The 24,017-nt window shown below is 65.2% G+C and carries 24 protein-coding genes and 1 tRNA gene; 10 read left to right on the top strand and 15 right to left on the bottom strand.

Annotated features, from left to right (window positions below; genetic code table 11):
* Nucleotides 1-13: 13 nt before the first annotated feature.
* Nucleotides 14-2,374 (bottom strand): excinuclease ABC subunit UvrA, encoded by a 2,361-nt coding sequence (locus tag KIT89_RS12890; protein WP_297602250.1) that lies wholly within the window; start codon nt 2,372-2,374, stop codon nt 14-16.
* A 122-nt stretch (nt 2,375-2,496) separates the two neighbouring features.
* Here KIT89_RS12890 and KIT89_RS12885 point away from each other — a divergent pair, with 122 nt between their 5' ends.
* Both KIT89_RS12885 and KIT89_RS12880 read left to right on the top strand, forming a co-directional pair.
* Nucleotides 2,497-3,735 (top strand): MFS transporter, encoded by a 1,239-nt coding sequence (locus KIT89_RS12885; protein ID WP_297602248.1) that lies wholly within the window; start codon nt 2,497-2,499, stop codon nt 3,733-3,735.
* Entirely contained in the window at nt 3,722-4,486 is a 765-nt protein-coding gene (locus KIT89_RS12880) for a MerR family transcriptional regulator (RefSeq protein ID WP_297602246.1), read from the top strand. The genes KIT89_RS12885 and KIT89_RS12880 overlap by 14 nt, the downstream gene beginning before the upstream one ends.
* On the opposite strand, the gene KIT89_RS12875 is transcribed toward KIT89_RS12880, so the two are convergent.
* The gene (locus KIT89_RS12875; protein WP_297602243.1) at nt 4,487-5,455 is read right to left on the bottom strand and encodes a squalene cyclase; all 969 of its coding nucleotides are present in this window, start codon (nt 5,453-5,455) and stop codon (nt 4,487-4,489) included.
* Nucleotides 5,456-5,480: 25 nt separating this feature from the next.
* Nucleotides 5,481-6,419 carry an SDR family oxidoreductase gene (locus tag KIT89_RS12870; protein WP_297602241.1) on the bottom strand — a complete coding sequence of 313 codons (939 nt, stop codon included), beginning with the start codon at nt 6,417-6,419 and terminating at the stop codon, nt 5,481-5,483.
* A 150-nt stretch (nt 6,420-6,569) separates the two neighbouring features.
* Here KIT89_RS12870 and KIT89_RS12865 point away from each other — a divergent pair, with 150 nt between their 5' ends.
* From KIT89_RS12865 to KIT89_RS12845, 5 genes are read left to right on the top strand one after another with little or no spacing between them, the layout of a single operon-like run.
* Nucleotides 6,570-7,412, top strand: coding sequence for a helix-turn-helix transcriptional regulator (locus KIT89_RS12865; protein ID WP_297602239.1), 843 nt, complete (start codon nt 6,570-6,572; stop codon nt 7,410-7,412).
* A gap of 41 nt (nt 7,413-7,453) precedes the next feature.
* Nucleotides 7,454-7,798 carry a helix-turn-helix transcriptional regulator gene (locus KIT89_RS12860; RefSeq protein WP_297602237.1) on the top strand — a complete coding sequence of 115 codons (345 nt, stop codon included), beginning with the start codon at nt 7,454-7,456 and terminating at the stop codon, nt 7,796-7,798.
* Nucleotides 7,795-8,454, top strand: coding sequence for a dihydrofolate reductase family protein (locus tag KIT89_RS12855; RefSeq protein WP_297602235.1), 660 nt, complete (start codon nt 7,795-7,797; stop codon nt 8,452-8,454). The genes KIT89_RS12860 and KIT89_RS12855 overlap by 4 nt, the downstream gene beginning before the upstream one ends.
* Entirely contained in the window at nt 8,451-8,927 is a 477-nt protein-coding gene (locus KIT89_RS12850) for an SRPBCC domain-containing protein (protein WP_297602233.1), read from the top strand. Before KIT89_RS12855 ends, KIT89_RS12850 begins: the two co-directional genes overlap by 4 nt.
* A 1-nt stretch (nt 8,928) precedes the next feature.
* Nucleotides 8,929-9,492, top strand: coding sequence for a dihydrofolate reductase family protein (locus tag KIT89_RS12845; protein ID WP_297602231.1), 564 nt, complete (start codon nt 8,929-8,931; stop codon nt 9,490-9,492).
* On the opposite strand, the gene KIT89_RS12840 is transcribed toward KIT89_RS12845, so the two are convergent.
* Both KIT89_RS12840 and KIT89_RS12835 read right to left on the bottom strand, forming a co-directional pair.
* Nucleotides 9,467-9,844: a nitroreductase/quinone reductase family protein gene (locus tag KIT89_RS12840; protein WP_297602229.1), complete on the bottom strand. Its 378-nt coding sequence runs from the start codon at nt 9,842-9,844 to the stop codon at nt 9,467-9,469. The two genes, KIT89_RS12845 and KIT89_RS12840, sit on opposite strands and share 26 nt — an antisense overlap.
* 3 nt (nt 9,845-9,847) lie before the next feature.
* Nucleotides 9,848-10,552: a TetR/AcrR family transcriptional regulator C-terminal domain-containing protein gene (locus tag KIT89_RS12835; RefSeq protein ID WP_297602228.1), complete on the bottom strand. Its 705-nt coding sequence runs from the start codon at nt 10,550-10,552 to the stop codon at nt 9,848-9,850.
* 104 nt (nt 10,553-10,656) lie between these two features.
* Between KIT89_RS12835 and KIT89_RS12830 the strand changes: the two genes are divergently transcribed.
* The gene (locus KIT89_RS12830) at nt 10,657-11,346 is read left to right on the top strand and encodes a DUF4386 domain-containing protein (protein ID WP_297602226.1); all 690 of its coding nucleotides are present in this window, start codon (nt 10,657-10,659) and stop codon (nt 11,344-11,346) included.
* Here KIT89_RS12830 and KIT89_RS12825 read toward each other — a convergent pair.
* From KIT89_RS12825 to KIT89_RS12795, 7 genes are all read right to left on the bottom strand, one after another.
* Nucleotides 11,324-11,722, bottom strand: a complete 399-nt coding sequence (locus KIT89_RS12825; protein WP_297602224.1) for a glyoxalase/bleomycin resistance/extradiol dioxygenase family protein — start codon at nt 11,720-11,722, stop codon at nt 11,324-11,326. The genes KIT89_RS12830 and KIT89_RS12825 overlap by 23 nt on opposite strands.
* A 10-nt stretch (nt 11,723-11,732) precedes the next feature.
* On the bottom strand, nt 11,733-12,461 hold the full coding sequence (locus KIT89_RS12820; RefSeq protein WP_297602222.1) for a carbohydrate kinase: 729 nt from the start codon (nt 12,459-12,461) through the stop codon (nt 11,733-11,735).
* A gap of 308 nt (nt 12,462-12,769) precedes the next feature.
* Nucleotides 12,770-13,984, bottom strand: a complete 1,215-nt coding sequence (locus tag KIT89_RS12815; protein ID WP_297602220.1) for an ADP-dependent glucokinase/phosphofructokinase — start codon at nt 13,982-13,984, stop codon at nt 12,770-12,772.
* A 13-nt stretch (nt 13,985-13,997) separates the two neighbouring features.
* The gene (locus tag KIT89_RS12810) at nt 13,998-14,858 is read right to left on the bottom strand and encodes a ketose-bisphosphate aldolase (RefSeq protein WP_297602218.1); all 861 of its coding nucleotides are present in this window, start codon (nt 14,856-14,858) and stop codon (nt 13,998-14,000) included.
* Between the two features lie 43 nt (nt 14,859-14,901).
* Complete coding sequence (locus tag KIT89_RS12805; protein WP_297602217.1) at nt 14,902-15,744, bottom strand: carbohydrate ABC transporter permease; 843 nt, start codon at nt 15,742-15,744, stop codon at nt 14,902-14,904.
* A gap of 1 nt (nt 15,745) precedes the next feature.
* Nucleotides 15,746-16,657, bottom strand: coding sequence for a carbohydrate ABC transporter permease (locus KIT89_RS12800; RefSeq protein ID WP_297602215.1), 912 nt, complete (start codon nt 16,655-16,657; stop codon nt 15,746-15,748).
* Nucleotides 16,658-16,743: 86 nt separating this feature from the next.
* Nucleotides 16,744-18,033, bottom strand: coding sequence for a sugar ABC transporter substrate-binding protein (locus KIT89_RS12795; RefSeq protein WP_297602213.1), 1,290 nt, complete (start codon nt 18,031-18,033; stop codon nt 16,744-16,746).
* A 241-nt stretch (nt 18,034-18,274) separates the two neighbouring features.
* Between KIT89_RS12795 and KIT89_RS12790 the strand changes: the two genes are divergently transcribed.
* A complete protein-coding gene (locus tag KIT89_RS12790) occupies nt 18,275-19,114 on the top strand; it encodes a DeoR/GlpR family DNA-binding transcription regulator (RefSeq protein WP_297602211.1) in 840 nt (279 codons plus the stop codon).
* Between the two features lie 133 nt (nt 19,115-19,247).
* Nucleotides 19,248-19,922 carry a VOC family protein gene (locus KIT89_RS12785; RefSeq protein ID WP_297602209.1) on the top strand — a complete coding sequence of 225 codons (675 nt, stop codon included), beginning with the start codon at nt 19,248-19,250 and terminating at the stop codon, nt 19,920-19,922.
* Nucleotides 19,923-19,977: 55 nt separating this feature from the next.
* Here KIT89_RS12785 and KIT89_RS12780 read toward each other — a convergent pair whose 3' ends face one another.
* The 3 genes from KIT89_RS12780 to KIT89_RS12770 form a co-directional block, all read right to left on the bottom strand.
* Nucleotides 19,978-22,620 carry a hypothetical protein gene (locus KIT89_RS12780; RefSeq protein WP_297602207.1) on the bottom strand — a complete coding sequence of 881 codons (2,643 nt, stop codon included), beginning with the start codon at nt 22,618-22,620 and terminating at the stop codon, nt 19,978-19,980.
* A gap of 325 nt (nt 22,621-22,945) precedes the next feature.
* Nucleotides 22,946-23,021: transfer RNA gene (locus KIT89_RS12775), tRNA-Ala, on the bottom strand.
* 50 nt (nt 23,022-23,071) lie between these two features.
* Nucleotides 23,072-24,001, bottom strand: a complete 930-nt coding sequence (locus tag KIT89_RS12770; protein WP_297602205.1) for a hypothetical protein — start codon at nt 23,999-24,001, stop codon at nt 23,072-23,074.
* Between the last annotated feature and the right edge of the window lie 16 nt (nt 24,002-24,017).

Genomic DNA, 24,017 nt, shown 5'->3' with positions numbered 1-24,017 from the left:
ATCGCGACAGCGGTCAGGCGCCCACGTACTGCGCCAAGTGCTCGCCAGTGAGGGTCGACCGAGCGGCGACGAGGTCGGCTGGCGTGCCCTCGAACACGACGCGTCCGCCGTCGTGGCCCGCGCCCGGCCCGAGGTCGATGATCCAGTCTGCATGAGCCATCACGGCCTGGTGATGCTCGATGACGATGACCGAGGTGCCGTTGTCGACGAGGCGGTCGAGCAGGCCGAGCAGCTGCTCGACGTCGGCGAGGTGCAGGCCCGTCGTGGGCTCGTCGAGCACGAGCACTCGACCCGTATCGGCCATCGACATCGCAAGCTTGAGCCGCTGACGCTCGCCGCCCGAGAGCGTCGAGAGCGGTTGGCCGATCGTGAGGTAGCCGAGGCCGACATCGTTGAGCCGTTGCAGAATCGCGTGCGCGGCTGGCACGCGCGATTCGCTGTGGGCGAAGAAGTCGACGGCATCACTCACGGGCATCGCCAAGACGTCGGTGATGTTGGCTCCGCCCAAGCGGTACTCGAGCACCGAGGCCTGAAAACGGCGACCACCGCAGTCTTCGCACGGGGTCGAGACGGTGGCGAGCATCCCGAGATCGGTGTCGATGACACCGGCACCGTTGCAGGTGGGGCACGCGCCTTCAGAGTTCGCGCTGAAGAGCGCGGGCTTGACGCCGTTGGCTTTCGCGAATGCCTTGCGAATCGGTTCGAGCATGCCCGTGTAGGTGGCGGGGTTGCTGCGGCGCGACCCTCTGATCGCTGCCTGATCGACGGCGACGACGCCGTCGCGCGTGGCGACCGAGCCGTGGATGAGCGAGCTCTTGCCCGAGCCGGCAACGCCCGTGACGACGACGAGCACACCGAGCGGCACATCGACATCGACGCTCTGCAGGTTATGGCTCGACGCGCCTCGCACCTCGAGCGCACCCGACGGCGTGCGCACCGAGCTCTTGAGCGTGGCGCGATCATCGAGATGCCGACCCGTGAGGGTGCCGCTCGTGCGCAACTGCTCGACAGTGCCCTCGAACACGATCTCACCACCGGCCGAACCGGCGCGCGGGCCGAGGTCGACGACGTGGTCGGCGATGGCGATCGCCTCGGGCTTGTGCTCGACGACCAGCACCGTGTTGCCCTTGTCGCGCAAGCGCTGCAGCAGGTCGTTCATGCGCTGAATATCGTGCGGGTGCAGGCCGACCGTCGGCTCGTCGAAGACGTAGGTGACGTCGGTGAGCGACGACCCGAGATGCCGAATCATCTTGGTGCGCTGAGCCTCACCGCCCGAGAGCGTGCCCGCCGGGCGGTCGAGGCTCAGATAGCCGAGACCGATCTCGACGAACGAGTCGAGTGTGCGCCTGAGATTGCCGAGCAGCGGCGCCACCGGCGGGGCATCGAGCGCCCCCACCCAGGCCGCGAGGTCGCTGATCTGCATCGCGCAGGCTTCGGCGATATTCACCCCGCCGATGCGCGACGAGCGTGCCGCCTCACTCAACCGCGTGCCTTCGCACTCTGGGCACGGTGAGAACGTCACGGCGCGCTCGACGAAGGCGCGGATGTGGGGTTGCATCGCGTCGACATCTTTGCTGAGCATCGATTTCTGGATGCGGGGCACGAGCCCCTCGTAGGTCATGTTGATTCCGGTGACCTTGACCTTGGTGGGTTCTCTGTAGAGAAAGTCGTGCAGCATCTCGGGGCTGAAGTCTCGAATCGGGGTGTCGCCATCGACGAGCCCCGACTCGGTGAAGATGCGCACCATCCAGCCGTCGGCCGTGTACCCGGGCACCGTGATGGCCCCCTCGTTGAGCGACTTCGAGTCGTCGTAGAGCTGCGCGAGGTCGATGTCGTTGATGCTGCCCATGCCTTCGCACCGCGGGCACATGCCGCCGAGGTAGATCTCGTTCTCGATCGTGACCGTCTCGCCTGTCGAGCTCGAACGCTCGCCGCTCACGCGCGTCGTCGGCACGTTGAACGAGAACGCGTTCGGTGGGCCGATCTGCGGCTCGCCGAGGCGGCTGAACAGCACTCGCAGCATCGCGTTGGCGTCTGTCGCGGTGCCGACCGTCGACCGCGAGTTCGAGCCCATGCGCTCTTGGTCGACGATGATGGCTGTCGTCAGCCCTTCGAGCACGTCGACGTCGGGGCGACCGAGGCTCGGCATGAAGCCCTGCACGAAGGCGCTGTAGGTCTCGTTGATCATGCGCTGCGACTCGGCCGCGATCGTGCCGAACACGAGACTCGACTTGCCAGAACCGCTTACGCCCGTGAAGACCGTGAGCCGACGCTTCGGAATGTCGACGCTGACGTTCTTGAGGTTGTTCTCTCGAGCGCCCTGCACGCGGATGAGGTCGTGCGAGTCGGCGGGGTGGTGCTGCACTTCGGTCATCTGTACATCTTGGCCGGGATTGCAGACATCGTGGGCGCTCTGCGAGTCGTTCTGCGCCGAATGTGCTCGCGCAACCGCGCTGCACTTGACCCCGACGTAACGTCATAGTTTTTCATCAGGTCATGCGCATCACTCCCTTCGCCTACCTGTCGTCATACCTGCTCTCGCTGCTCGGCAACTCGATCGCCGCAGTGGCGTTGCCGCTCATCGTGCTGCAGACCACGGGCAGTGCTCTCGGTGCTGGCATCGTCGCCGCCTCGACCGCGCTTCCCGCGGTCGTCGCGGGCCTGCTCATGGGCGTCGTCATCGACCGCATCAACCGGCGCACGTCATCGGTCGTCACCGACCTGATCTCTGCCGCCGCGATCGCCGCGCTGCCGCTCGTCGACCTCATCAGCGGGCTCAGCCTCGGGTGGTTCGTGCTCTTCGGCATCATCGGCTCGCTCGGCGATGTTCCCGGCATGACGGCGCGCGAGACGCTGCTGCCCGCGGTCGTGCGGCACAGCGGCGTCTCGGCCGAGCGGCTCATCGGCCTGCGCGAAGCACTCGGCGCCGTCGCGCTGCTCATCGGCCCGGCGATCGCCGGCGTGCTCATCACAGCGCTCGACGGCTCGACGGTGCTCTGGATCACCGCTGGCACCTCGTTCGCGGCCGCCCTCATCACGCTGCTCATTCCGCACAGTGTCGGCCGCCTCGGCGACGACGAGCCCAGCGGGTCCGCCGGTTCGAGCTGGCAGCAGTTGCGCACCGGTTGGCGCGCGCTCGCGAGCAGCCGGTTTCTCGTCGCCGTCACGAGCATCACGCTCATCGCCGTCACGGTGCTCGCAGCCATGCAGTCTCTCGTGCTTCCCGTCTACTTCACCGTCATCGAGCAGCCCGGGCTGCTGGGCTTCGTGCTCACCGCCCTCGCCGCTGGCATGCTCGTCGGCGCCGGCACCTACGCGGCGGTCGGCCACCGAGGTTCTCGACGGGTGTGGTTCGTCGTCGCGCTCGGGGGCACGACGGCGGGCTTCGCGCTCATCGCCTGGCTGCCGTCGCCCGCGGCGGTGTTCGCGGGAGCCATGGTGGTCGGCGCGGCGAGCGGTGTGCTCAACAGCGTGCTCGGCGTGCTGCTCATCGAGAGGATTCCAGAACTGCTGCGCGGGCGCGTGCTGAGTTCGCAGAACGCGATCATGACCTTGGCTGCGCCCGCAGGCATCATGGCTGCGGCCCTGCTCATCGAGTACGCATCGCTCGCACTCGCCTCGGCGCTCATCGCCTCGCTCTGGCTCATCGCGCTCGTCGTGGGGCTGGGTTCGCGATCGCTCCGTACGCTGGAACGGAGCACCCCCGGAGAGGACGCCCCCGATGCGCAGCAGTGAGTTGGCCGCACTGGCGGGCGTCACCGTGCGCGCGCTGCGGCACTACCACCAGCTCGGAATTCTCGATGAACCGCCCCGCTCGGTCAACGGCTATCGCGAGTACACCGTGCACCACCTCGTGCGCATCCTGCGCATCACTCGTCTCGCGAGTCTGGGCCTGCCGCTGCAGGGCCTCGCCGAGGTTCTCGACGCCCCGGGCGACGACTCGAGCGCCCTGCTCGACGAGCTCGATGCCGAGGTCGCCGCGCAGATCGAGCGGCTCGAGGCGCGACGAGCGACGATCGCTGAGCTTCGACGGTGGAACGCCGCCCCCGATCTGCCGAGCGAGCTCGCCCCCTATGCGGCGCTCTTGGCCGCGAGCGCCTCGACGCGCGAGATCGCGCGGTTCGACCGCGAGCAGACCATCCTGCTGAGCCACTTGGCAGGGCCTGGTGGCGCCGAGGCGATCACTGCGCTCTACGCGCGGTTCGCCGACCCCTCGGTCGTCGAGGTCTCGCGTGAGTTCACCGAGCGTTTCGCCGCTCTGCCGCCTGATGCGTCAGACGACGAGATCAGTGCGCTGGTCGAGCATCTTGTGACCTCGTTCGGGCCGCTCGTGCGTGACCTGCGGCTCGAGCTCGCCGACCTCGACTTGAGCACCGCCACAACGCTGCTCACCGATCACGCCGACGACATGCTCAACCCCGCGCAACAGCGGGCGCTCGTCCTCATCGAGCAGCGCCTGAGCGCCTACGCCGACGACTCGGGCTGATCAGACGGCGGCGGCGTCCCACCAGCGCAGCACTCGCAGCGCGAACAACGTGAGCCACGGCGAGGGCTCGCCGACTGGCACGTCGAGCTCGAACCAGACGCGACCCGGGTGGCGGCGTTCTTGCACCCAGGTTCCGTCGGGCTGCTGGGCATCGCGAATGACGGCGATCGCGTCGGATGCTCGCTCATCGGGCGGCGTGCCCTCGAGCAGTGACGCTCGGCGCAGGTAGTCGAGCGCGTTGAGGGCGCTGTAGACGTGGCGGAAGGGGTAGGCGAAGTGCGTGGCCCAGGGCGCCACGAGCTCGCCGGTCGACTCGCGGTAGAGCATCCGTCGTCGCAGCAGGTACTCCTCAGCGGCGTGACGCACCTCGCGCAGTCGGGTGTCGCCCGTGCGCTCCTCCCACTCGAGGATGCCCTTGAGCGAGTTGAGCGTCGAGTGGAAGCTCGAGCGGGTCGAGCCCTCGACCCACTCGCAATTCCAGCCCCCCTCGGTCATCGCGTGCTCGGCGAACCAGGTGGCGATGGCATCGACGTCGGCGCCCAGCCAGGCTCCGTTGGCGAGCGTGAAGCCGTTGATGCACGCATCGACCTCGCCGCCCCAGTAGGGCAGATCGTCGTACTCCCACCGCGCGTTGGCCTCGAGTTTCTCGGCCGTGCCGGCGAGCACCGAGGCCTCGAGGCCCCACTCTCGCAGCGTGTTGAGGCTCCACGTCGTCGCCGTCCATGGCTGACCGACCTTCGCCTCGTCGCCGTTCCAGTCAAAGTCGGCGGGAAAGTATGCGCCACCAGCCCAGAGCCCGTCGGCGTCTTGGTGCGAGAGCAGCTCGGCACCCATGCCCTCGGTCGCCACGCGCGCCCGCGTCGCCTGCCACACGGTCTCGGGCTCATCGGCGAGGTCGCGCTCGACCTGCCAGCGCAAGGCGGGGTCGGTGTCGAGCATCCAGTCGAGCAGCTTCTGATCGATCGTCATGCGGCGAGCGTAGTCGGGCGCTCCGTCACGCGGCAGCGAATACCGCGCCTGTCAGCTGCTGCGAAACGTTCCAGACTCGACGCCCCTCGTCGGGGTTGTCGAGGGGTGCGTAGAGCTTCTGCTCGCCCGGCGCTCCGCCGACGTTGCCCGCACCTTGCGGGCCGAAGAACGTGCCATCCGCGCCTTCGCTCGTCGCCGCCATGAGCGCGGGCAGCGCCGCCGACTCGACGGTTCCGGCGACACCGAGGCGAGAGAGCAGGCCGATGAGCCCGCGCCCCCGTGCGCGCTTCGCTCGCCCCAGTTCGGGTCGGGCGGCGAGCAGGCTCGTCGGTGCAACACCGGGGTGTGAGAGGTTGCTCGTGATGCCCCAGCCGCGCTCGCGGCTCTGACGGTTGAGTTCGAGACCGAAGAGGCCGAACGCGATCTTCGACTGAGCGTAGGCGCGCATTCCGTCGTAGCTCTCTTCCCAGTTCAGGTCGTCCCAGTTGATCGAGCCCGACCGCGCGGCGACGCTCACTTGCGAGGTCACGCGAGCGCGGCCCTCGCGCAGCAACGGCAGCAGGTGGGCGACGAGGGCGACGTGCCCGAGGTGGTTCGAGCCCCACTGCAGTTCGAATCCATCGACGGTCGTCTGACGCTCGGGCGGGGTCATGACGCCTGCGTTGTTGATGAGGAGGTGAATCGGTCGACCTTCTGCGACCAGCGTCGCAGCGAGCGCGCGCACCGAGTCGAGCGACGAGAGGTCGAGGTCGTGCAGCGTCACGGTCGCGCTGGGCACGGCGGCCGCGATCGTCGCGGCGGCGACTTCGCCCTTGGCGCGATTGCGCACCGGCAGGAGGAGCTCGGCGCCCGCCGCGGCGAGCCTGCGGGCGATGACGACGCCCATGCCGTCGCTTGCACCCGTGACGAGGGCGAGGCGACCGGTGAGATCGGGCAGAGTGATGTCGAGCGGAGTGCGAGGCATGATGAGCCTTTCTGAATCGTGGTGTGGTTCTCACCTTCCGCGCTCGGTCACGAGTCATCCAGGGCGCACGTATCAAGGGATCGACAGGCCGTGGATGCCCGAGCGGGCCACACTGTAAACACGAGTCGTACCGGCAGAAGGGAGTGCGCCATGCAGATCGACCGTTCGGGCCTTGCCGCGTTCCTGCGCCACCGCCGCCAGTCGCTGCAACCGGAAGATGTCGGTCTGCCGCGCGGGCCGCGGCGCCGCACCGACGGCTTGCGCCGCGAAGAGGTCGCGGCGCTGTGTCACATGTCGACCGACTACTACTCGCGGCTCGAGCGCGAGCGAGGCCCCCAACCGTCCGAGCAGATGATCGCTGCGATCGCCCAGGGCCTGCACCTCACGCTCGATGAGCGTGACCACCTCTTCCGACTCGCCGGCCAGCGCCCGCCCGAGCGCGGCCCGTCGAGCGCGCACATCAGCCCTGGCATGCTGCGCATCTTCGATCGGCTCGGCGACACTCCCGCCGAGATCGTTAGCGAGATCGGGGAGTCGCTCAAGCAGACGCCGCTTGCCATCGCAATGCTCGGCGATCTGACCGCCCTCCGCGGCCCCGCCCGCAGCCTGCCATACCGCTGGTTCACCGACCCTGCCGCCCGCGATCGCTACGACCCGCGCGATCACGAGCGGCTCTCACGAGTATTCGTCTCGAACGCGCGAGTCGTCGCGACGCGTCGCGGGCCCGACTCGGCGGTCGCGCAGCTCGCCGAGCGGCTTCGCGCCGAGAGCGAGGAGTTCCGGGAGCTCTGGGATGACCAGCAGGTGTCGGTGCCGATGGGTGAGATGAAGCGATTCGTGCACCCCGAGGTCGGCGCGCTCGAGTTGCACTGTCAGACGCTCGTCGACCCCGATCAATCGCACTTCTTGCTCGTGTACACGGCCGTGCCGGGCAGCGAAACGCATGCACGATTGCAGTTGCTCTCGGTCATCGGTGCGTCGGCACTGCTGTGAACGCTTGACACGGCGCACGAAACGGCACAATACTTAGGCTTGTGCCTAACTATTCTGACGATGTTGCGTCGGTGCTTCGCGCCCTCGCCGACCCGACCCGTCGGCAACTTGTCGAGCGTCTCGCGAGAGCGCCCGGAACGGTCACCGAACTCGCCGAGCCGTTCGACATGGCGTTGCCCTCGTTGCTGCAGCACCTCGGCGTGCTCGAGGCAGCGGGCATCATTACGACGCAGAAGGTCGGGCGCGTGCGCACGGCGAGTCTGCGCCCCGGCGCCTTCGACGCGCTGCACCTCTGGCTCGGTGAGCAGCGCACACCTGCAGAGCGCCAAGCTGATCGGCTGGGCATCCACCTCGCCCGCACCCAACTCGCCCAGGAGGCACCATGACCCGCGTTCGCGCCGACCTCATGATCTCGCTCGACGGCATTGCCGCGACCGATGACGCGACTCCCGAGTCGCCGTTCGGGGAGGACTGGGCCCGCCTCACCGAGCACTACGTGGCGACGCGATCGTTCCGCGAGCGTGTCTTCGGCGACACCTCCGGCGAGGGGACGACGGGTCTCGACGACGACTTCCATCAGCGCTACTTCGAGGGGGTCGGTGCCGAGATCATGGGCGCCGGAAAGTTCGGGCTGCACGCCTACCCCGACGACCCCGACTGGCGCGGTTGGTGGGGCGACACTCCCCCATTCCGCTACCCCGTCTTCGTGCTCACCCATCGCGAACTGCCGTCGATCGAGATGCTGGGCGGCACGACGTTCACCTTCATCAGCGCCTCGCCCACCGAAGCGCTCGCGATCGCCACCGAAGCCGCCGGAGGCGCCGACGTGCGCATCGGCGGTGGACCGACGAGCCTGGTGCCGTTTCTCACGGCGGGTCTCGTGGACGAACTTCACGTCGCGATCACACCGATCGTGCTCGGGCGCGGCATTCGATTGTGGGATGCCCTCCGCCACTTCGATCGCGACTACCAGGTCAGCTCTGTCACAGCACCGAGTGGAGTCACCCACGTCACCTTTACGAGAGACCAGGCACGCTCATGACGACAGCTCACCGCGAGCGCAGTCTCGCCCACGCCGGGTTCACGCTCACCCGCGACTACCCCTCGCCCATCGCCGACGTCTGGCGGGCCTTCGCCATCGAGTCGCTCAAGAAGAAGTGGTTCGGCGAAGACGACTCGTGGGCGATCGGCGAGTGGCGCTTCGACTTCCGCGTCGGCGGGCGCGACGTCGCCGAAGGCACGTTTCACGACGGCCCGCACTCGCGTTACGAGGCCGAGTACACGTCGATCGTCGAGCACGAGCGCATCGTCACGACCTACAACATGTGGATAGACGGCACGCACATCTCGACCTCGGTGGCGTCGTACGAGTTCGAGGTCGTGCCGGGCGGCACGCGCCTCACCCACGCTGAGCACGGCATCCATCTCGATGGTTTCGACACGGGCGAGCAGCGCGAAGCCGGCACCATCGCGCTGCTCGAGGCGCTCGGCGCACTGCTCGCCGGGGAGCGCTGACGTGTCGCGCATCGTGTACTCGGTGATGTCGTCGCTCGACGGCTACAACACTGACGCCGAGGGCGATTTCTCGTGGGCGTTTCCGCCCGAGCCCGTGGTCGCTTCGCTCATCGCCGACGCACAGTCGGTGAGCACCTACCTCTACGGCCGACGCATGTACGAGACGATGGCGGGGTGGGAGACCGACCCGACGTGGGCCGAAGGGTCGCCCGAATCGGCCAACTTCGCCGAGCTCTGGCAGCGCGCCGACAAGGTCGTCTTCTCGCGCACGCTCACAGAGGTGTCGACGCAGCGCACGCGGCTTGAGCCCGAGTTCACGGTCGAGGCGCTCGAGCGCGCTCGCGCAGAGGCGACGGGCGACCTCACGATCGAGGGGCCGACGCTCGCGGCCGAGGCCTTCCGCCTCGGGCTCATCGACGTCGTCGAGGTGCTCGTGTGCCCCGTCATCATCGGCGGCGGTCTGCGCGTCTTTCCCGACGGCGTTCGCCTCGACCTCAACCTCACTCGCGAGAAGCGGTTCGAGAACGGCATGGTGCAGCTCACGTACGAGCGTCGCAATCAGTGAGCAAGTACTGCTCGAGCCTCAACCATGCCGGTGGCCTCGGCGTGCCATCCGGTAGCAGTGCGAACGCCTCATCCTCATCGATCAACCGCGGCGCCGTGAGCAGCAGCTCGGCGCCGTCGATTCGCAGTCGGGCAGCGCCCGCCGCAAGAGTGTTCCGAACCCAGTCAGAGTTCGCCCCGTAGAGCGGCAGAAAGAGGTAGCCGCCCGCGACGGCATGCGCGTCGAGAGGTGTCTGATACTCGCGGCCGGAGGTGCGCCCTCTGTGGATGATGACAGGGCGCTTGCCCTTCTTCAACTCGCTCGGGTTGAAGCTCCACTTGTTCATGCGCGCCCACCATCGCGGCATCGGCATCGGTCACTCCCCCGCCTTGGCGGCGCGCTCGAGCCCGTCGAGCAGCAGCCCGAGCGTGAATTCGAACTCGGTCTGCGAATCGCACCAGCCGAGCGTCGCCTCGTCGTCAGAGTGCAGCTCTGCCCCGACCATCGCGGCCGTGTACGGAAAGTGCTCGGCGAACTGCGCGACGAGGTCGTCACTCATCTCGACGCCTTCCATCTGAGGGCCGCCTTCGGGCGAGCTGAAGGGCTCTTGCACGAAGCCGAGCACCATGCTGCTGAGGGCGTGCAGACCGCGGTGCGCCGTGCGATACGACACGCCGCCCTCGATCATCGCCCCGAGCACTGCCTCGAACATCGACTGCACCTGCAACGGAATCACGCTTCGCGAGGTGATGAGGGCCGGCGCCCACGGGTGCCGCAGCATCACACGTCTGGCGGCAAGGCTGCGGGTGCGCACGGCAGCTCGCCAGTCGTCAGAGGCCGCACCCTGTCGCGCCGCGGCCGCCATCGACTCGTCGAGTGCCTCGCTGGCGACTCGCTCGACCAGACCATCGAGCAGCGCATCCTTGTTCGCCACGTGGTGGTAGAGCGACATCGCTTCGACCCCCAGCTCGGTCGCCACGCGCCGCATGCTCACGGCCGACAACCCTTCGGCGTCGGCGAGCGAGAGGGCGGTGTCGAGAATGCGCTCTCGCGTGACCGGTGGTCGTTCAGCAGTGGCCACGGCATCCCTTCGACGCTCTCCATCTTGCGTTACCTTACAGCGTATGGCAACCTTACGCCATAAGGTGCACGAGTCACGGGCACCGCAACTCGATCGGAGCATCCATGCACCCCCTCACCCGAACCGCCCGCCTGACGGGCACCTTCTACCTCGGTCTTGCCGTGACCGGCATGCTCGGCTTTCTGCTCATCAGACCGCAGGTCTTCGTCGCCGGCGAGAGCGGCGCCGTGCTCGACGCGCTCGCGAGCAACCTGCCCCTCGCTCGCCTCGGGCTGCTGCTCGAGCTCGGCATCGTGGTCACGCAGGTGCTCACCGCACTCTGGTTCTTCAAGCTCTTTCGCGGCGTGAACTCCTTCGCCGCCGGCACCCTCGCCACGCTCGGCCTCATGAACGCGACTGCGATCTTGGGCAGTGCCGCCGCACTGGGCACCGCCATCCAGATCGCCGACAGCGGTAGCGCTGACGCGGCCGTGCAGGTAAGCCTTCTCGTGCTGCTCGCCAACGGTTTCTGGGCGGCCGGAGTCGTCTTCTTCGGCGCCTGGCTGATTCCCATGGGAATGCTCGTGCTGCAGTCTGCCTACGCATGGCGCTGGATCGGTTGGGTGCTCATCGGCGGTGGCATCGGCTACATCGCGAGCATCGTGGTCGGCACGCTCGCACCCGACGCCACAGACCTGGCGAGCATCTTGACCATTCCGGCCACCGTGGGCGAGTTCGCGATTCTGCTGTCGTTGCTCTTTCGCGGCGTGCCCTCACGCGCGCTCGCGTCCGTCAGCGAGACGACACGAACTTGACCTGGTGGCCTTCCGGGTCGCGCACCCAGCCATAGCGAAGACGCCCATCGGGTGAATCTTGCGGCGGCGAGACAGCAGAGCCTCCTGCGTCGATCGCAGCGGTGAACGCAGCGTCGACGTCGGCGCACCAGAAAACGACCTCGGTGCTCGCGTGGCGTTGCGCGCCGACGCCCAGGCGCGCGATGCGGTTGGCGGCGCCGGCTGAGGTGAGGCCGATGCGCGTACCAGCCGCGTCGACTTCGAGGTGTTCCGGATGCCCTTCCGCGGGTGTTCGGAACACCTCGGCGAAGCCGAGCGCACGAAAGAACCCCGCGACGAGCTCGACGTCGTCGCAGAACAAGTTGACCTGCACGGCCGTGAACTGCTGCGCACTCACGCCGCCGATGCTACGCGACGGGCCCTCGTTGCGGAGGTCGACAGACGATGATCTCTCCCCGACCCGTCGCGACCATTGGGCCAAGACTGAAAGGGGCCACGAAAGTAGAACCCTTCACTGCCTCGAGCACTCGCCCTCCCGCACGAAGTGAGACCGTTCCAGCGGTGACCACGAGAACCGCATAGCCTCGTTCGAGGCGGCGGGGACGGTCGACGATGACTCGTTCGAGGCGGAAGTAGCGATCTGCCTCGACAGGTAGCACTTGTTTCGAGGCCACAGCGGGATACACCAGTGACTTGAGTCTCGACATCGGCAGGCGACTGGTGGTCACCGCTGACAATACGGCGGGGTACCCCACTCCGAGATGCCCGTCGCGCGTGGGGTCGAGACCGTACGGCTCGTGCTCAAGCATGATCGACAGGTCGCTCGGCTCTTGAACTTCGAGCAGCACAACCCCCGCCCCGATCGAGTGCAGGGTGCCGGGCGTCACGTAGACGACATCGCCTGGCGCCACGGCAACGCGGTGCAGCGCCGCGAGCAGGTCGCTTTCTCGGCTGCGCATCAAGCGTGCAAGACCCTCATGATCGTGCTCTTCTCTCAGCCCGAGGTGCACCTCGCCACCCCGAATGATGTACCAGGCTTCAGCCTTGCCGTGCGTCTCGCCACAGAGCCGTGCAGCATCTGCCGCGCAAGGGTGGGCGTGCACCGGAAGCCGTTGCCCGGCGTGTAGCAGCTTCACGAGCAGCAGAGGGTCAGCGCCACAATGTTCGACGTGAACTGGGCCGAGCCACTGTTCGGGTTCAGCCGCGATCGCGTCACGCAGCAATTGGCCATGGGGAAGTGTCGTGAGCCCCGCACGTGTGCCGCCGTGAACACACGTCGTCGACGCGACCCAGTCTTCGGGCTCGTGCGAGGCTTCCACTCGTTCGCCGCGAAAGTCTCCGAGTGCGGGGCCCCCTCGATAGAACCGATCGGGCACGCGGTTCGATGAGAGCCGCACGAGTTCGGTCTCGTGCGAAGCCCCCCGCACGGCCGTGCCGCCTATCCTCACCGTGTTTCGATCTGGCTGCGCACAGCGGGCAGCCCCACCGAGAGCGCTGCCACCATGCCGCCGACGAAGGCATCGCCGAGACCGATCGTGGTCGGGCTCGGCGTCGTGATGGCCGGTGCCGCGACGCACACAACGTCGTGCTGAGTGTTGAGAGCTGCAGCCACATCGAGCCCAACCTTCTGCCGGGGGCCGTCAAGCACCTCGACAACATCGGCCGCTGTCATCGAGTCTCCTCGACCAAAACGGCACCCCGCCACGCTCGTGCCCAGCACCAAAGCATCACGCCATCTGCTGGGCTCACGACCGATCGCCGCTGCCCAGCCTGCCGTGTGAAGAACGAGCGTGCGAGCTGGCACGGCGGCGTGCAGGGAACGTAACGCGTCGGCCACCTCCGACGGCTCGTCGACCGGCAAGGGGTAGCCAAGATACTCCGCGGCCTCGCTCTCGTTCATGCTCCAGACATCCACTCGCTCGACGAGCGCATCACGCACAACTCTCGAGAACCCGGCGCGATGATATGCAGCGTCTTCAAAGAACAGAATCGAGTCAGCTGGCCTCCTCTGCACGTGACGCAATACCGTCGCAAGTCGGTCGCGCAAGACGTGCTCATCTTGAATGACGTTGAAGCTGGAGAGCACGATGACGTCGGCCTCTGCCGAAAGCTCGCCGAGCTCGTCGGCGATGCGCAGTTCGCGATGCGGTGGGTCATTGGCGAAGATCACCCGGTCAGCGCGTCGTGCTGTGATGGTGCGATCACCCACCTCGACAGTGAAGCCCTTCGCAAACTGAATGATCAGGTGCGGGTCAAGCGAATCACTCTGCGCGCTGCACACCCACTCAATGCCCGGCGGCAAGAGCCTGCGCACGGTGTCGTCGATGCTCACAAGGTGCAGAGTGCTGGGCACACCGAGCACGTGCATCGCGAGCGCCGCACGCGTGCAGGTTCCGCCGAGAGTGACACGGTGCTCAAACTTCGCGGCAAGCTCGTGAGCAACGGCCGGGTCGGCGAGAAACCGTTCGCTGCCCACTGCCTCGTCGATGTGAGCAAGCAACACCACGATCGCGTCGCGCGCAGACTCGACTGCACGCGAGCGGCTGAGCTCTCCGGCAACAATGTCGTACTCGCGCACGAGTTCGCCCAGCACGTGTTCGTCGAGCGTGAGTTCGAAGTCAACCGTGCCGCCGAGCCCGAGCACCGACCGTGGTGTCACTGCTGTCACCGCCTTAGTACAAGTCTGCCTTGCCTGCGGCACCGAAGAGATCGATCTTGTGCGCCGCCACGACGTTCATTCCCGCGATCGCAGGAGGCTGAATGATGAGCGGCTCACGAAGATCTGCATTTTTCAACACGTCGCGCATGGCGTCGTGGTAGGCCACCTTGATGTCACTCGAGATGTTGATCTTGTTGATTCCCGTGCGCGCCGCCTGCCCGATCTCGTCGTCGGGGTTTCCCGAGCCACCGTGCAAGACCAGGGGCATGGCGACGGCAGCCTTGATCTCGGCGAGCAGATCGAGCCTGAGCTCGGGCTTCATTCCGGCCGGGTAGAGGCCGTGTGAGGTTCCGATCGCGACCGCGAGGCTGTCGACACCGGTCTCGGCCACGAACCGAACCGCGTCTTGCGGGTCGGTGTAGATGATGTGCTCGGCTCCGGTCTCGCCGAAGTTGTCTGCCTTCCCGATCGTGCCGAGTTCGCCCTCGACCGACAGTCCGACCGCATGCGCGATCTCTGCAACCTCACGAGTGATCGCCACGTTCTCGTCGAAGGGCAGCATCGAGCCATCGATCATGAGCGAGGTGAACCCCGCTTGAATCGCGATGAGCGCCTGGTCGCGGGTGGCACCGTGGTCGAGGTGAACAGTGACGGGCACAGAACTGCTGTGAGCTCGGGCGATGATGCCGGCGACCAATTCGGTGCCGATGTGGGCGAGTTCGTCGGGGTGGATCGCCACGATGAGTGGAGCACGCTTCTTCTCACAGATCTCGACGACGCCTTTGAACATCGCGTAGTCGCTGATGTTGAACGCGGGAACCGCGAAGTCATGAGCATGGGCGACCTCGAGGATCTGCTTGCCGGTGATGAGCACTGAATTTCTCCTAGCTGGTGTTGTGCGTGGTGGTGGACGATCTTCAGCTCTTCACAGCCCCGGAGGCGAGGCCCCCGATGAAGTAGCGCTGGAAGAAGAGGAAGAGGAGGAGGACGGGGATCGACCCGAGAATGCTCATGGCCATCATTTCGTTCCACTGATACGAGTGCTGACCCATGAGCAGCTGGATGCCGATCGGAACGGTGCGCATATCTTCTGTGCGCGTGAGGGTGAGCGCGAAGAGGTACTCGTTCCACGCGATCATGAAGGTGTACACACCGACGGAGACGATGCCGGGTACTGAGACAGGGACGAGCACTCGCCAGAGCGCAGTCATAGATCCCGCGCCGTCGACACGAACAGCCTCGTCGAGTTCTCGCGGAAGAGTGTTGAAGTAGCCCGTCATCATGATGATCGCGTACGGCAAGGTGAACACCATGTAGGTCAAGATGAGCCCTGGGTAGGTGTTGTAGAGGCCGAGTGAGACCACGAGCCCGAAGTAGGGAATCAGCAGCGTGATCGGCGGCACCGCCTGCACGCTGATGATGATCGTCGACAGCCATCTCTTGCCCCGAAACTCGAAACGGCTGAACGCGTAGGCCGCGTGAATCGCGACGAGCAGAGTCAGGGCGACGACCGAGAGTGCCACCACGTAGCTGTTGATGAAGAACCGAATCTTGACCGGATCGGTGAGGATGCTCACATAGGCGTCGAGAGAGAATCCTGGTGTCACCAATTGGGGCGGGTAGGCGAAGATTTCGGGGTTGGCCTTGAACGAGCTTGAGAGCATCCACAGAATCGGCAGCCCGGCGAATGCCGCGCCTGCCAACAGTCCGACGATGACGGCCAATCGCGTGAGGCGACGGCGAACGGTGTAGTGAGTCATGTCAGTCTCTCGCCTTCTGGTGACGGGCGTAGAAGTATGCGAGAACCATCGACATCGCCAAGATCAAGACGGCGCTCGTCGACGCGAGGGCGAACTCGTAGCGGCTGAAGGCGAGCTTGTAGGTGTAGGTGCTGAGCATTTCTGTGGCAGTAATGGGGCCGCCGCCGGTCGTCATCCAGATGAGGGCGAACTGCTGAGAGGTCCAGATGAGGTCGAGCAGCATCATGCTGATGATGATCGGGCGCAACTGCGGCAAGGTGACGTGAATGAAGCGTTGCCACGGTGACGCCCCGTCAACGGTGGCTGCTTCGTAGAGGTCGGCCGGAATGCCCTGCAGGCCAGCAAGCAGACTGATCATGAAGAACGGGTAGCCGGCCCAGATGTTGATGAAGGTCACCGCCCACAGCGCCAGTTGAGGGTCGCTGAGCCATTCGAGTTGTTGAGCCGGCAGGCCCAGGGTGACGAGAAGGTAGTTGATGACGCCGTTCGGGCTGAGCAGCATGCGCCACAAGACGGCGATGATCGCGACGGTGAAGAGCCACGGAAGAATGAAGATCACCCGGAAGATTCCTCGCACCCACGCGCTGATGAGCGGCGAGTTCAGCAGCATCGCAAACCCGAGCCCGAGCACGAGGTGCACCGCGACACTTCCCACGGTGAAGAAGACCGTGTTGCCGATCGCGATGGTGAAGGTGGGGTCAGAGAGAATCTTGATGTAGTTCTCTAGGCCCACGAGACTCGGGTTGCGGTTCGTGATGACGTTGTCGTAGATCGAGTAGCTCACGACGAGCCCGATCGGCAGCGCCATGAGAACGAGCATCAGAATGATGGTCGGCGACAAGAACCGGTATGGCTCGGTGCGGCGGTACCCGCGGGCGAGCGCCGTGCGGCGGCTCGAGTGCAGGGTGGTCACGGTAGTCATTCCTCTGCGCTGAGGGTGGCGGGCCGCGCCGCGGAGGTGGTGGTCATCCGCGGCACGGCCCGGTGGGCGGTCAGTCTCTAGAACTCTGCGAGCCAGGCGTCTTGCGCCTTCTGCAGGGCCTCTTCGACCGTTTGCTGGCCGTCGAGAGCTCGCTGCAGCTGCTCGGCGAACAGTCGCATGAGCTGTTCAGCGACAGGGAGACCGACGAACTCGTTCGCGGGGTAGCCGCTCTGGTAGATCTCGAAGGCCGTCGCGAAGACTGCGTCCCCCTGCACGAAGTCGGGCACCGACTGCGTGTTGCCGGGGAAGGCATTGGCGATCGTCGACAGCTCGGCGTTGACGTCGACGCTCATGAGGAACTCAACGAGCTTCCATGCCTCTTCAGGGTGCTCAGACGATTCAGACACTCCGATACCCCACGAGGCGTAGGGGATGCCGCGCTCGCCCTCGTAGCCGTCTTCGGCGGGCAAAGCCGAAATGCTGAAGTCGAGATCGGGGTTCGCGTCGCGAATGATGTTGATGTGCGCGAGAGACGAGATCATCATTCCCACTCGGCCGTTCGTGAACTCTTCGAGCTTGTCTTGCTCTTTGAGCGTGAACGATCCGGGTGCGATCGCGCCAGCATCCCACAGGCCCTGAATGTAGTTGACAGCAGACCGCACGTCGCTGTTGAGCAAGTCAGGTTGACCGTTCGACAGCATGCTTCCGCCCGAGGCCCACACCCACGACATCACGTCGTTTTGAATACCGTTGGGCGTCTCAAGCGAGAGGGGAAGAACCCATCCGCTCGTGCCGTCGCCGAGGCCGCTCACCGCTTCTGCCGCCGCCTGGAACTCGCTGCGGTTGCTCGGCACGCCCTCGACCCCGGCCGCACCGAGAAGGTCGTTGTTGGTGAACATGGGGTAGACGAAGTTGACGACCGGAATCATGTAGGTCGAACCCTCGAGCTGAATCTGGCTCGCGAGTTGGCTGTCGTCGTATCCGGCATCGGCCATGAGCTGCGTCATGTCGGCAAGAGCACCCTGCTTCGCGAAGTCACTCACCCAGGCGCCGTCAAGACCGACGACATCTGACATCGTGCCGGCTGCTGCACCGGCAAAGAGCTGTTCTTTCGTTGAGGCGTACGGACCACTCAGTAGTTCGACTCGAACACCGGGGTTCTCGGCTTCGAACTGGTCGACGATTGCGCGGAGTGCGCCGGCCGGAAGCTCGGGCTCCCACCACTGTGCCAACTCGAGAGTGATGGTGTCGTTGTCGGCTGGTTCTGCGGTGGCCGTGCAACCGGCCGTGATGATCAGCGTTGCTGCGGCGACGGTGCCGCCCAGGATACGAAGCGCTCGATGCGCCCCGTGAGCGTCGTTGCTCATGATTCTCCATTCTCGGGATTCTGTATTACGCACTTTAGTGCGCATTGGTGCAACTTCTTCGAATCGTAAACGCAGTTTTCTGCAGTGTCAAGGTGAAGTGCTCCACATTTCCGGCAGATACCAGCAGATAACAGCGCCATGCAGTCCCCCGTTGCGATATCTCGCGGCATTCCTGCGCTCTTCTTTCCGTTTTTTGCACGAACTAGCGGTGTGTCGCGGGAGGCCGCCGTAGGATGGGCGCGTGAATCAGCAAGAATCCCTCAGGGTCGAGCCCTCTCGCCGACGACTCCCCGCGGGGCGCAAGGCTGACCTCGTCGCGCACGTGGACGATGTCAAGCAAGTGACTGTCAGTGAATTGTCAGAGCGCTTCAACGTCTCGATCGACACCATTCGCCGCGACCTCGACCAACTCGACGCCGACGGGCTGGTCGTGCGCACGCACGGAGGCGCTGTGAGTGTGCACACGGTGCCACGCACCGACCGAGCGATCGATGAGCGTCTGCGGCTGCAGAGCCGTGAGAAGGAGACCATCGGGCGACTGGCGGCTCACCTGATCGGTGACGGTGCTGTGATCATGATCAACGCAGGAACCACCGCCCTCGCAGTGGCGCGAGCACTGCACGATCACCGTGATCTCACCGTCGCCACCAACAACCTGTTGCTGGCCTCAGAGATCGCTCCCGACGCTGTGCGAGACATCTATGTGTTCGGTGGCGCGGTGCGCACCGTGACCCAATCGACTACTGGACCGGTGCTGCTGCGACTCACGACCGGCGACCAGGCCATCGACTTGAGCTGCGACATTGCACTCATCGGCGTCGGCGCAGTGTCTGCAAGCGACGGCTACACGACGAGCAACGCTGGTGAGGCCGCAATGATGCACGAGATGATGCGTCGGGCAAACACGGTCGTCGTGCTCGCCGACTCGTCGAAGTTTGATCGCCGGCTCTTCGCACAGGTCGCGCCGCTCGAGATTGCTGACTATCTCGTGACAGATCAACTGCCCACAGGTGAGCTCGCTGAAGCACTCGACCTCGCGGGCGTCACCGTCGTCGCTCCAGAGTCGACGTCTCGGCCCTGACTACGAGCCAGACCATAGTCTGCAGAGTGCTCTCGCGTGCTCGACGGCCCGGCAGCTCGTCGGAGTACGGTGAACCCCACCGCCAGCTCTCGCCGACGGGCGGTGGCGCGTGCAAGAGGTGAAGGAGCCATCCGTGAGCGCAGAGCAGATCCCGACATTCTCCGCAGCCGAGTTCCACAGAGCGTCGGGAGTTGGCGACTGGCGCGTCACTGGCGCTGGGCCGCAAGCCGTGTTCGCCGCGGAGTCTCTCTCGCATGCGGCAGAACTGCTCGAGCCCGCGATCTCCGCCGCCGAGCGTTTCGGCGTACGACCCGACTTCGATGTACGCCCGGAGGCAGTAGTGGTGAAAGTGCCGTATCGCGATGAGCAGGGCATCCCGGCCACAACGGCGCACTTCGCCGCCGCCGTGTCAGAGGCGGCCGCCCGATTGGGTTTCACACCCGAGCCATCGCGGGTGCAGTCAGTCGGCATCTACGTAGCCCAGCACTCGCAGGTCGACGTGCGCCCCTTCTTCACGGCCGCGTTGGGGTACGAGCCGCTCGGCGACACCGATGCCGTCGACCCACTGCGGGGCGGGCCGCAGCTCGCCTTCAACCCGATCACCGGCGACACCGCATCGAGGGGCCGCACGCACTTCGACGTCTTCGTGCCGGCCGACCAGGCTCAGGCACGCGTCGACGCTGCACTCGCGGCGGGCGGCAGGCTCGTCGACGACTCGCACGCCCCGGCGTGGTGGACCCTCGCGTCGCCCGATAACCATGGAGTCGACATCGCGTCGTGGACAGACACGCATCTCATGATGCCCTAAACATCATGTGGGCATTGTCTTCAACATGACGCCAAGCGCCCTCGCCTACGAAGCACTACTCGGGGGCCCAAAGATCAGACACGAAGCGCACGACGCGTGGCTTAGGTCCTGGCCAAACCACGAAGTACTCACCAGACTCGAGCCGAACCTGGGGCTCACCGTCACTCACCACATCATCGAAAACCCCTAGTGAGATGGTTGTGCCTCCAACTGTCTCGAGTCCGTTCTTCGCCTCGGGCCGCCTCACAGACTTTAGGGAGCTATTTCGATCGAAAAGGATCGCTTCGTGCTCGAGCGCTCCGGTTTCGATCCGCTCGACGCTCTCGAGCGCCTCCGCCAAGTCGCGCGAGTACCACTCATCGAGATCGTCTAGGCCACCGTAAGGGGTGAGGAACGCGAAGTTTCTAGCGGCGGATCCCAGGTCTTTGATAGCGCGGATGATTGCGGCCTCGTTCGCCGCACTCGGAAAAGGGGAGACGGACCGCAACACGTCTACGATCTTTGCGTCCTCTGCATCCTGAAAGCCGCGGGCGATCATCCGGCCCAAGTCGGAGGGGTCCGCGTAGGTGTTGTTGAACACGCGATCAACTACATAGTCGCGCGGAACTCGAAGATTCATGCCGAGGATAGGGCGAGCCGACTCGGCCTTGGAAGACTGCCGCTGGACAGTCGGGATGACTTCGGCGAGTCGCGTTCCTGCCTTGAAAGTCTCCCGAATCGAAGCGGCGATTCGCTCCACGCGGCCGCGGGAGATCGGCTCGCGGCCCAGCCGTTCGCGTTCTGCGTGTTGCCATTCCTGGACGCGCGCCGCGAGCGCCTCCTTCAGCGTGGCGTTCGGTCCAGTCTCGCTTTCGTCAGTCCCAGTCTCTTCTGCTAGCCGTAGAAGACGCTCGTAGGTCGATGAGATTGTCTGGTTGGCCGCCTCGGGGAGTGATCCGCGAGCTTTGGCGAGTGCCTCAAGCTCAACTTGGTCGACATAGCGACCCAACTGCATCGTCCGCACGCGACGGGAACCACCATCGTCCAACTCCCACCAATCCCATCGCGAATGTGACGTAGCAGCTTCCGCAACTTCGCGAGCTCTGAGAATTTCCTTCTTCGAGCCATTGGGTACGAGGATGGTTTCAAGAGCGAAGTAAGTGGTTCCGTGCTGGTCATCTCGTGAGCGTCGGTACCGGAGCCACCCTGAAAGCACAAGTTGGCCGGCGCGGACATCAGCTCGACCGCTCTCCTTGTGATCGCCGTACTCGAATAGTCCGACCAATTCCTGTGCCGCGCGAACCGCTGAATCCGGGCGTCCAGCCTCCACCGAGAGCTTGACGATCGCGACGAACGACCACACCGCCCTCGATTGAAGCTCGCTTCGCAAATCGGCGAACGGAAATGAGTACTCGGCTAAATTCTGTATGCAGGTGCAGATTCGATTCAGGTGCCGCTCGGAGGAGCTCCTCTCGTCGACGAGAATCTCAGACCAGAGGTGCTCGAAACTTCGCAGGCACTCCTCCACATAAGCGATCGAGTTAACCTTTGGCGCCTCAATTGCTCTAGTCATCGCTTGATTAATGAAGAGATCGGCGCTTCGCGATGAGAGAGTTGCATCCTGTTCGACTTCCCAGATGCTCCGGAACAACCAGTCTCTTTGCCTCGTATTCGGTCTTTTCGAGGATTCTGCTGTGTCGGATCTAGAAATCCAAACGCTCCGAACAACGTCGCTCAGGAGCTTGAGAGCTCTTTCGGCAGTTCCAAAGGCCCCAGTCCTAAGGCTCACGCCAATTGCGTCCTTCAGGTTGGCAATCTCCCGATCGGTTTCCTCCTCGGGCGTGACGACATCGGCCGACTCAAAGTCGACGCTCGCCTGGAGTGTACGAATCAGACGATTCCTAAGCTCGTCGGGCAAAGGCCTATCAGACCCCACGCGAAATGCCGTCTGACCGAACCGAGTTCGCTCGCCGGGCAATAATTCGATGGACACCTGGGCGGGGCTATAAGCAGTGCCCATGGGGCCAGCACCACCTGTCGCTACCGCGGGGGCAAGGAGTGCGAGAGCGTGACTTAGTACCTGTGGTTTCACCCCCTTGAAAACGAGTCCAGCTCGCGGCACCGGAACATTGAGAACGGCAGTTCGCTCCGTGAGGTCTCCGAGACGCAGGCCCAGCTTGGCTAGCGACTTAAGTCGACGTTGAGACTCACCTTGCGACTTCGCTGTCAACTCAAGGCGACGTGCAAGCGTATCCACCAACGACGTTCGCACGACCTCGTCCAGCCGAGACGGGTTGCCGAACAGGGCCACAAGTCGAATGGAGGAGTTGACGAGTAGAGCTACCGTCGGAAGGAACCAGAACAGTGACACACCCAATGCCCCGATTGGGCTCGGAAGCCACGCCGTTTGGACCGCTATGATCAGATTCGCTGTCAAGCCGACGCCTACGAACCACCCTGCTCGGACGTGATCGAGAACACTGCTTCTACTAGCCCCTACCGCCGTTGGAGCCTCCGCGAAGAGCTGAGCGGCAATTGCAAGACCCGCGAATCCCACGGATAAAAAGGTTGTCTGCACCTGCCACAAGACCCCATCGGACCCGACCACGACAGTCAAGCCGCCGAGTGCTCCTACAGCAGGGTCTATGTACGCAAGAACGAGGCCGAGCGCGCTAACGAGGAAAAGGCAGGCAACAAAGACAACGTCAGGTGATTTCATCGGAGGAATTCTGAAATAGGCAAGAGGGGTCTGGCGCTGCCTCACTCAATAGAGTCCCGACATTGGCTCGCACGACGGAACTGACTCCACCAACAGCTTGGAGTGCGGCGGGTCCGACCAACGGGAGAACCCAAACTCGATCGTTCAACGAGCCTCCCGTCACTAGTCGACCAACCTTATGCCGAACCGAGGTTCTCGCCAAGGATTGCTCAGCGATGAGGCCGATAGAGCTTGTTCCTCACCATCGGCGCGTGTGCGGAGATGCCCATCCTGGTAAACCCGAGTGCTGCAGTCTCGGGTCTGCCTGAATAGTGGCGACTTGGGATGGTGGACCTGAGGGGATTCGAACCCCTGACCTCCTCGATGCGAACGAGGCGCGCTACCAACTGCGCCACAGGCCCGTAGAGCGTCACCACACTATCACCGCGGCGCAGCGGTGCTGAACGGCAGATCAGCTCGCGGCGCGACGCCGACGCAGAACCTCGTCGAGGTCGGGCGGTCGCGTCGGAAGCTGGTCGACGAGTCCCATGCGATCGAACCGGCTTGCGGTCGCCGCGGCGGGGCGGGCCGGATGCTCTGGCCGGGCATCCACGTCGGTGTCAACCTCGGCGGCGCGCGCCGCTGCCGCCACGCGTTGAGCGCGTTCGGCGGCGGCAGCCGCCGCGGCCAGCGCGGCCGCATGGTCGAGAGCCGGAGCCACGGCCCCCGCCGGCACGACCGGAGCGCTGAGGTAGGTGGGCTTGGGCAGCGGCGTCGGAGTCCACTCGCGGCGCGGTGCCGGTGCGGCGCGACGCGCGGGCGGCGCGAGGTCGACGAACCGCGGTGCGGCCGTCGTGACGACATCGGCCGTGCGTCGGCGGCTCGCCCGGGCCAGCCCCGACAGCAGGGTGATGCCGCTGATCACGACGAACGCGGCGAACCCGGCCCAGGCCCACGCGGCGGTGGTGATCGAGACGACGACTCCGGCAATGCCGAGCAGGGTGAGCAGTGAGGTGACGGCACGCGAACGTCGAAGGCGACGCTGACCGCGGCGTGCAGCATCCACTTCGGCGACGAGGCCAGGTGCGGTCTCGGTGAGTCGCGCCCGCAGGGCACGCTGAGCGGCAGCTTCGCGCGCTCGTGCGATCGCTGCCTCTTCACGCTGGCGGGCCGCGAGCGTGCGCTGCTGCGCGGCCACGTCGCGCGCGGTGAGCTCAGCCCGAACCTCTGCCGGAACATCGGCAGACTGCGCCATGATGCGCAGCGTCTGCTGCAGTCGAATCGCGTTGCGCTCTGTCGCCAGATACTCAGAGCGACGGCGCCACATGGGCACCAGATACAGCAGCCACAGCGCGGCGGCGACCGCGATGAGAATCGCCGTGCCGCCCGACGTGACATCCATGCCGCAACGGTACGAT

The organism is Microcella sp., from assembly GCF_025808395.1.
In the GTDB taxonomy this organism is placed as follows: domain Bacteria; phylum Actinomycetota; class Actinomycetes; order Actinomycetales; family Microbacteriaceae; genus Microcella.
The sequence above is the reverse complement of the archived record's forward strand: the minus strand, read 5'-3'. Positions and strand labels throughout refer to the sequence as shown.

Excerpts from the sequence above, each read along its gene's own strand:
- KIT89_RS12805 (WP_297602217.1), bottom strand. The coding sequence starts at position 15,744 with ATGACTCACTACACCGTTCGCCGTCGCCTCACGCGATTGGCCGTCATC.
- KIT89_RS12885 (WP_297602248.1), top strand. The coding sequence starts at position 2,497 with ATGCGCATCACTCCCTTCGCCTACCTGTCGTCATACCTGCTCTCGCTG.
- KIT89_RS12840 (WP_297602229.1), bottom strand. The coding sequence starts at position 9,844 with ATGCCGATGCCGCGATGGTGGGCGCGCATGAACAAGTGGAGCTTCAAC.
- KIT89_RS12870 (WP_297602241.1), bottom strand. The coding sequence starts at position 6,419 with ATGCCTCGCACTCCGCTCGACATCACTCTGCCCGATCTCACCGGTCGC.
- KIT89_RS12865 (WP_297602239.1), top strand. The coding sequence starts at position 6,570 with ATGCAGATCGACCGTTCGGGCCTTGCCGCGTTCCTGCGCCACCGCCGC.
- KIT89_RS12770 (WP_297602205.1), bottom strand. The coding sequence starts at position 24,001 with ATGGATGTCACGTCGGGCGGCACGGCGATTCTCATCGCGGTCGCCGCC.
- KIT89_RS12875 (WP_297602243.1), bottom strand. The coding sequence starts at position 5,455 with ATGACGATCGATCAGAAGCTGCTCGACTGGATGCTCGACACCGACCCC.
- KIT89_RS12780 (WP_297602207.1), bottom strand. The coding sequence starts at position 22,620 with ATGAAATCACCTGACGTTGTCTTTGTTGCCTGCCTTTTCCTCGTTAGC.
- KIT89_RS12855 (WP_297602235.1), top strand. The coding sequence starts at position 7,795 with ATGACCCGCGTTCGCGCCGACCTCATGATCTCGCTCGACGGCATTGCC.
- KIT89_RS12830 (WP_297602226.1), top strand. The coding sequence starts at position 10,657 with ATGCACCCCCTCACCCGAACCGCCCGCCTGACGGGCACCTTCTACCTC.
- KIT89_RS12795 (WP_297602213.1), bottom strand. The coding sequence starts at position 18,033 with ATGAGCAACGACGCTCACGGGGCGCATCGAGCGCTTCGTATCCTGGGC.
- KIT89_RS12880 (WP_297602246.1), top strand. The coding sequence starts at position 3,722 with ATGCGCAGCAGTGAGTTGGCCGCACTGGCGGGCGTCACCGTGCGCGCG.
- KIT89_RS12850 (WP_297602233.1), top strand. The coding sequence starts at position 8,451 with ATGACGACAGCTCACCGCGAGCGCAGTCTCGCCCACGCCGGGTTCACG.
- KIT89_RS12890 (WP_297602250.1), bottom strand. The coding sequence starts at position 2,374 with ATGACCGAAGTGCAGCACCACCCCGCCGACTCGCACGACCTCATCCGC.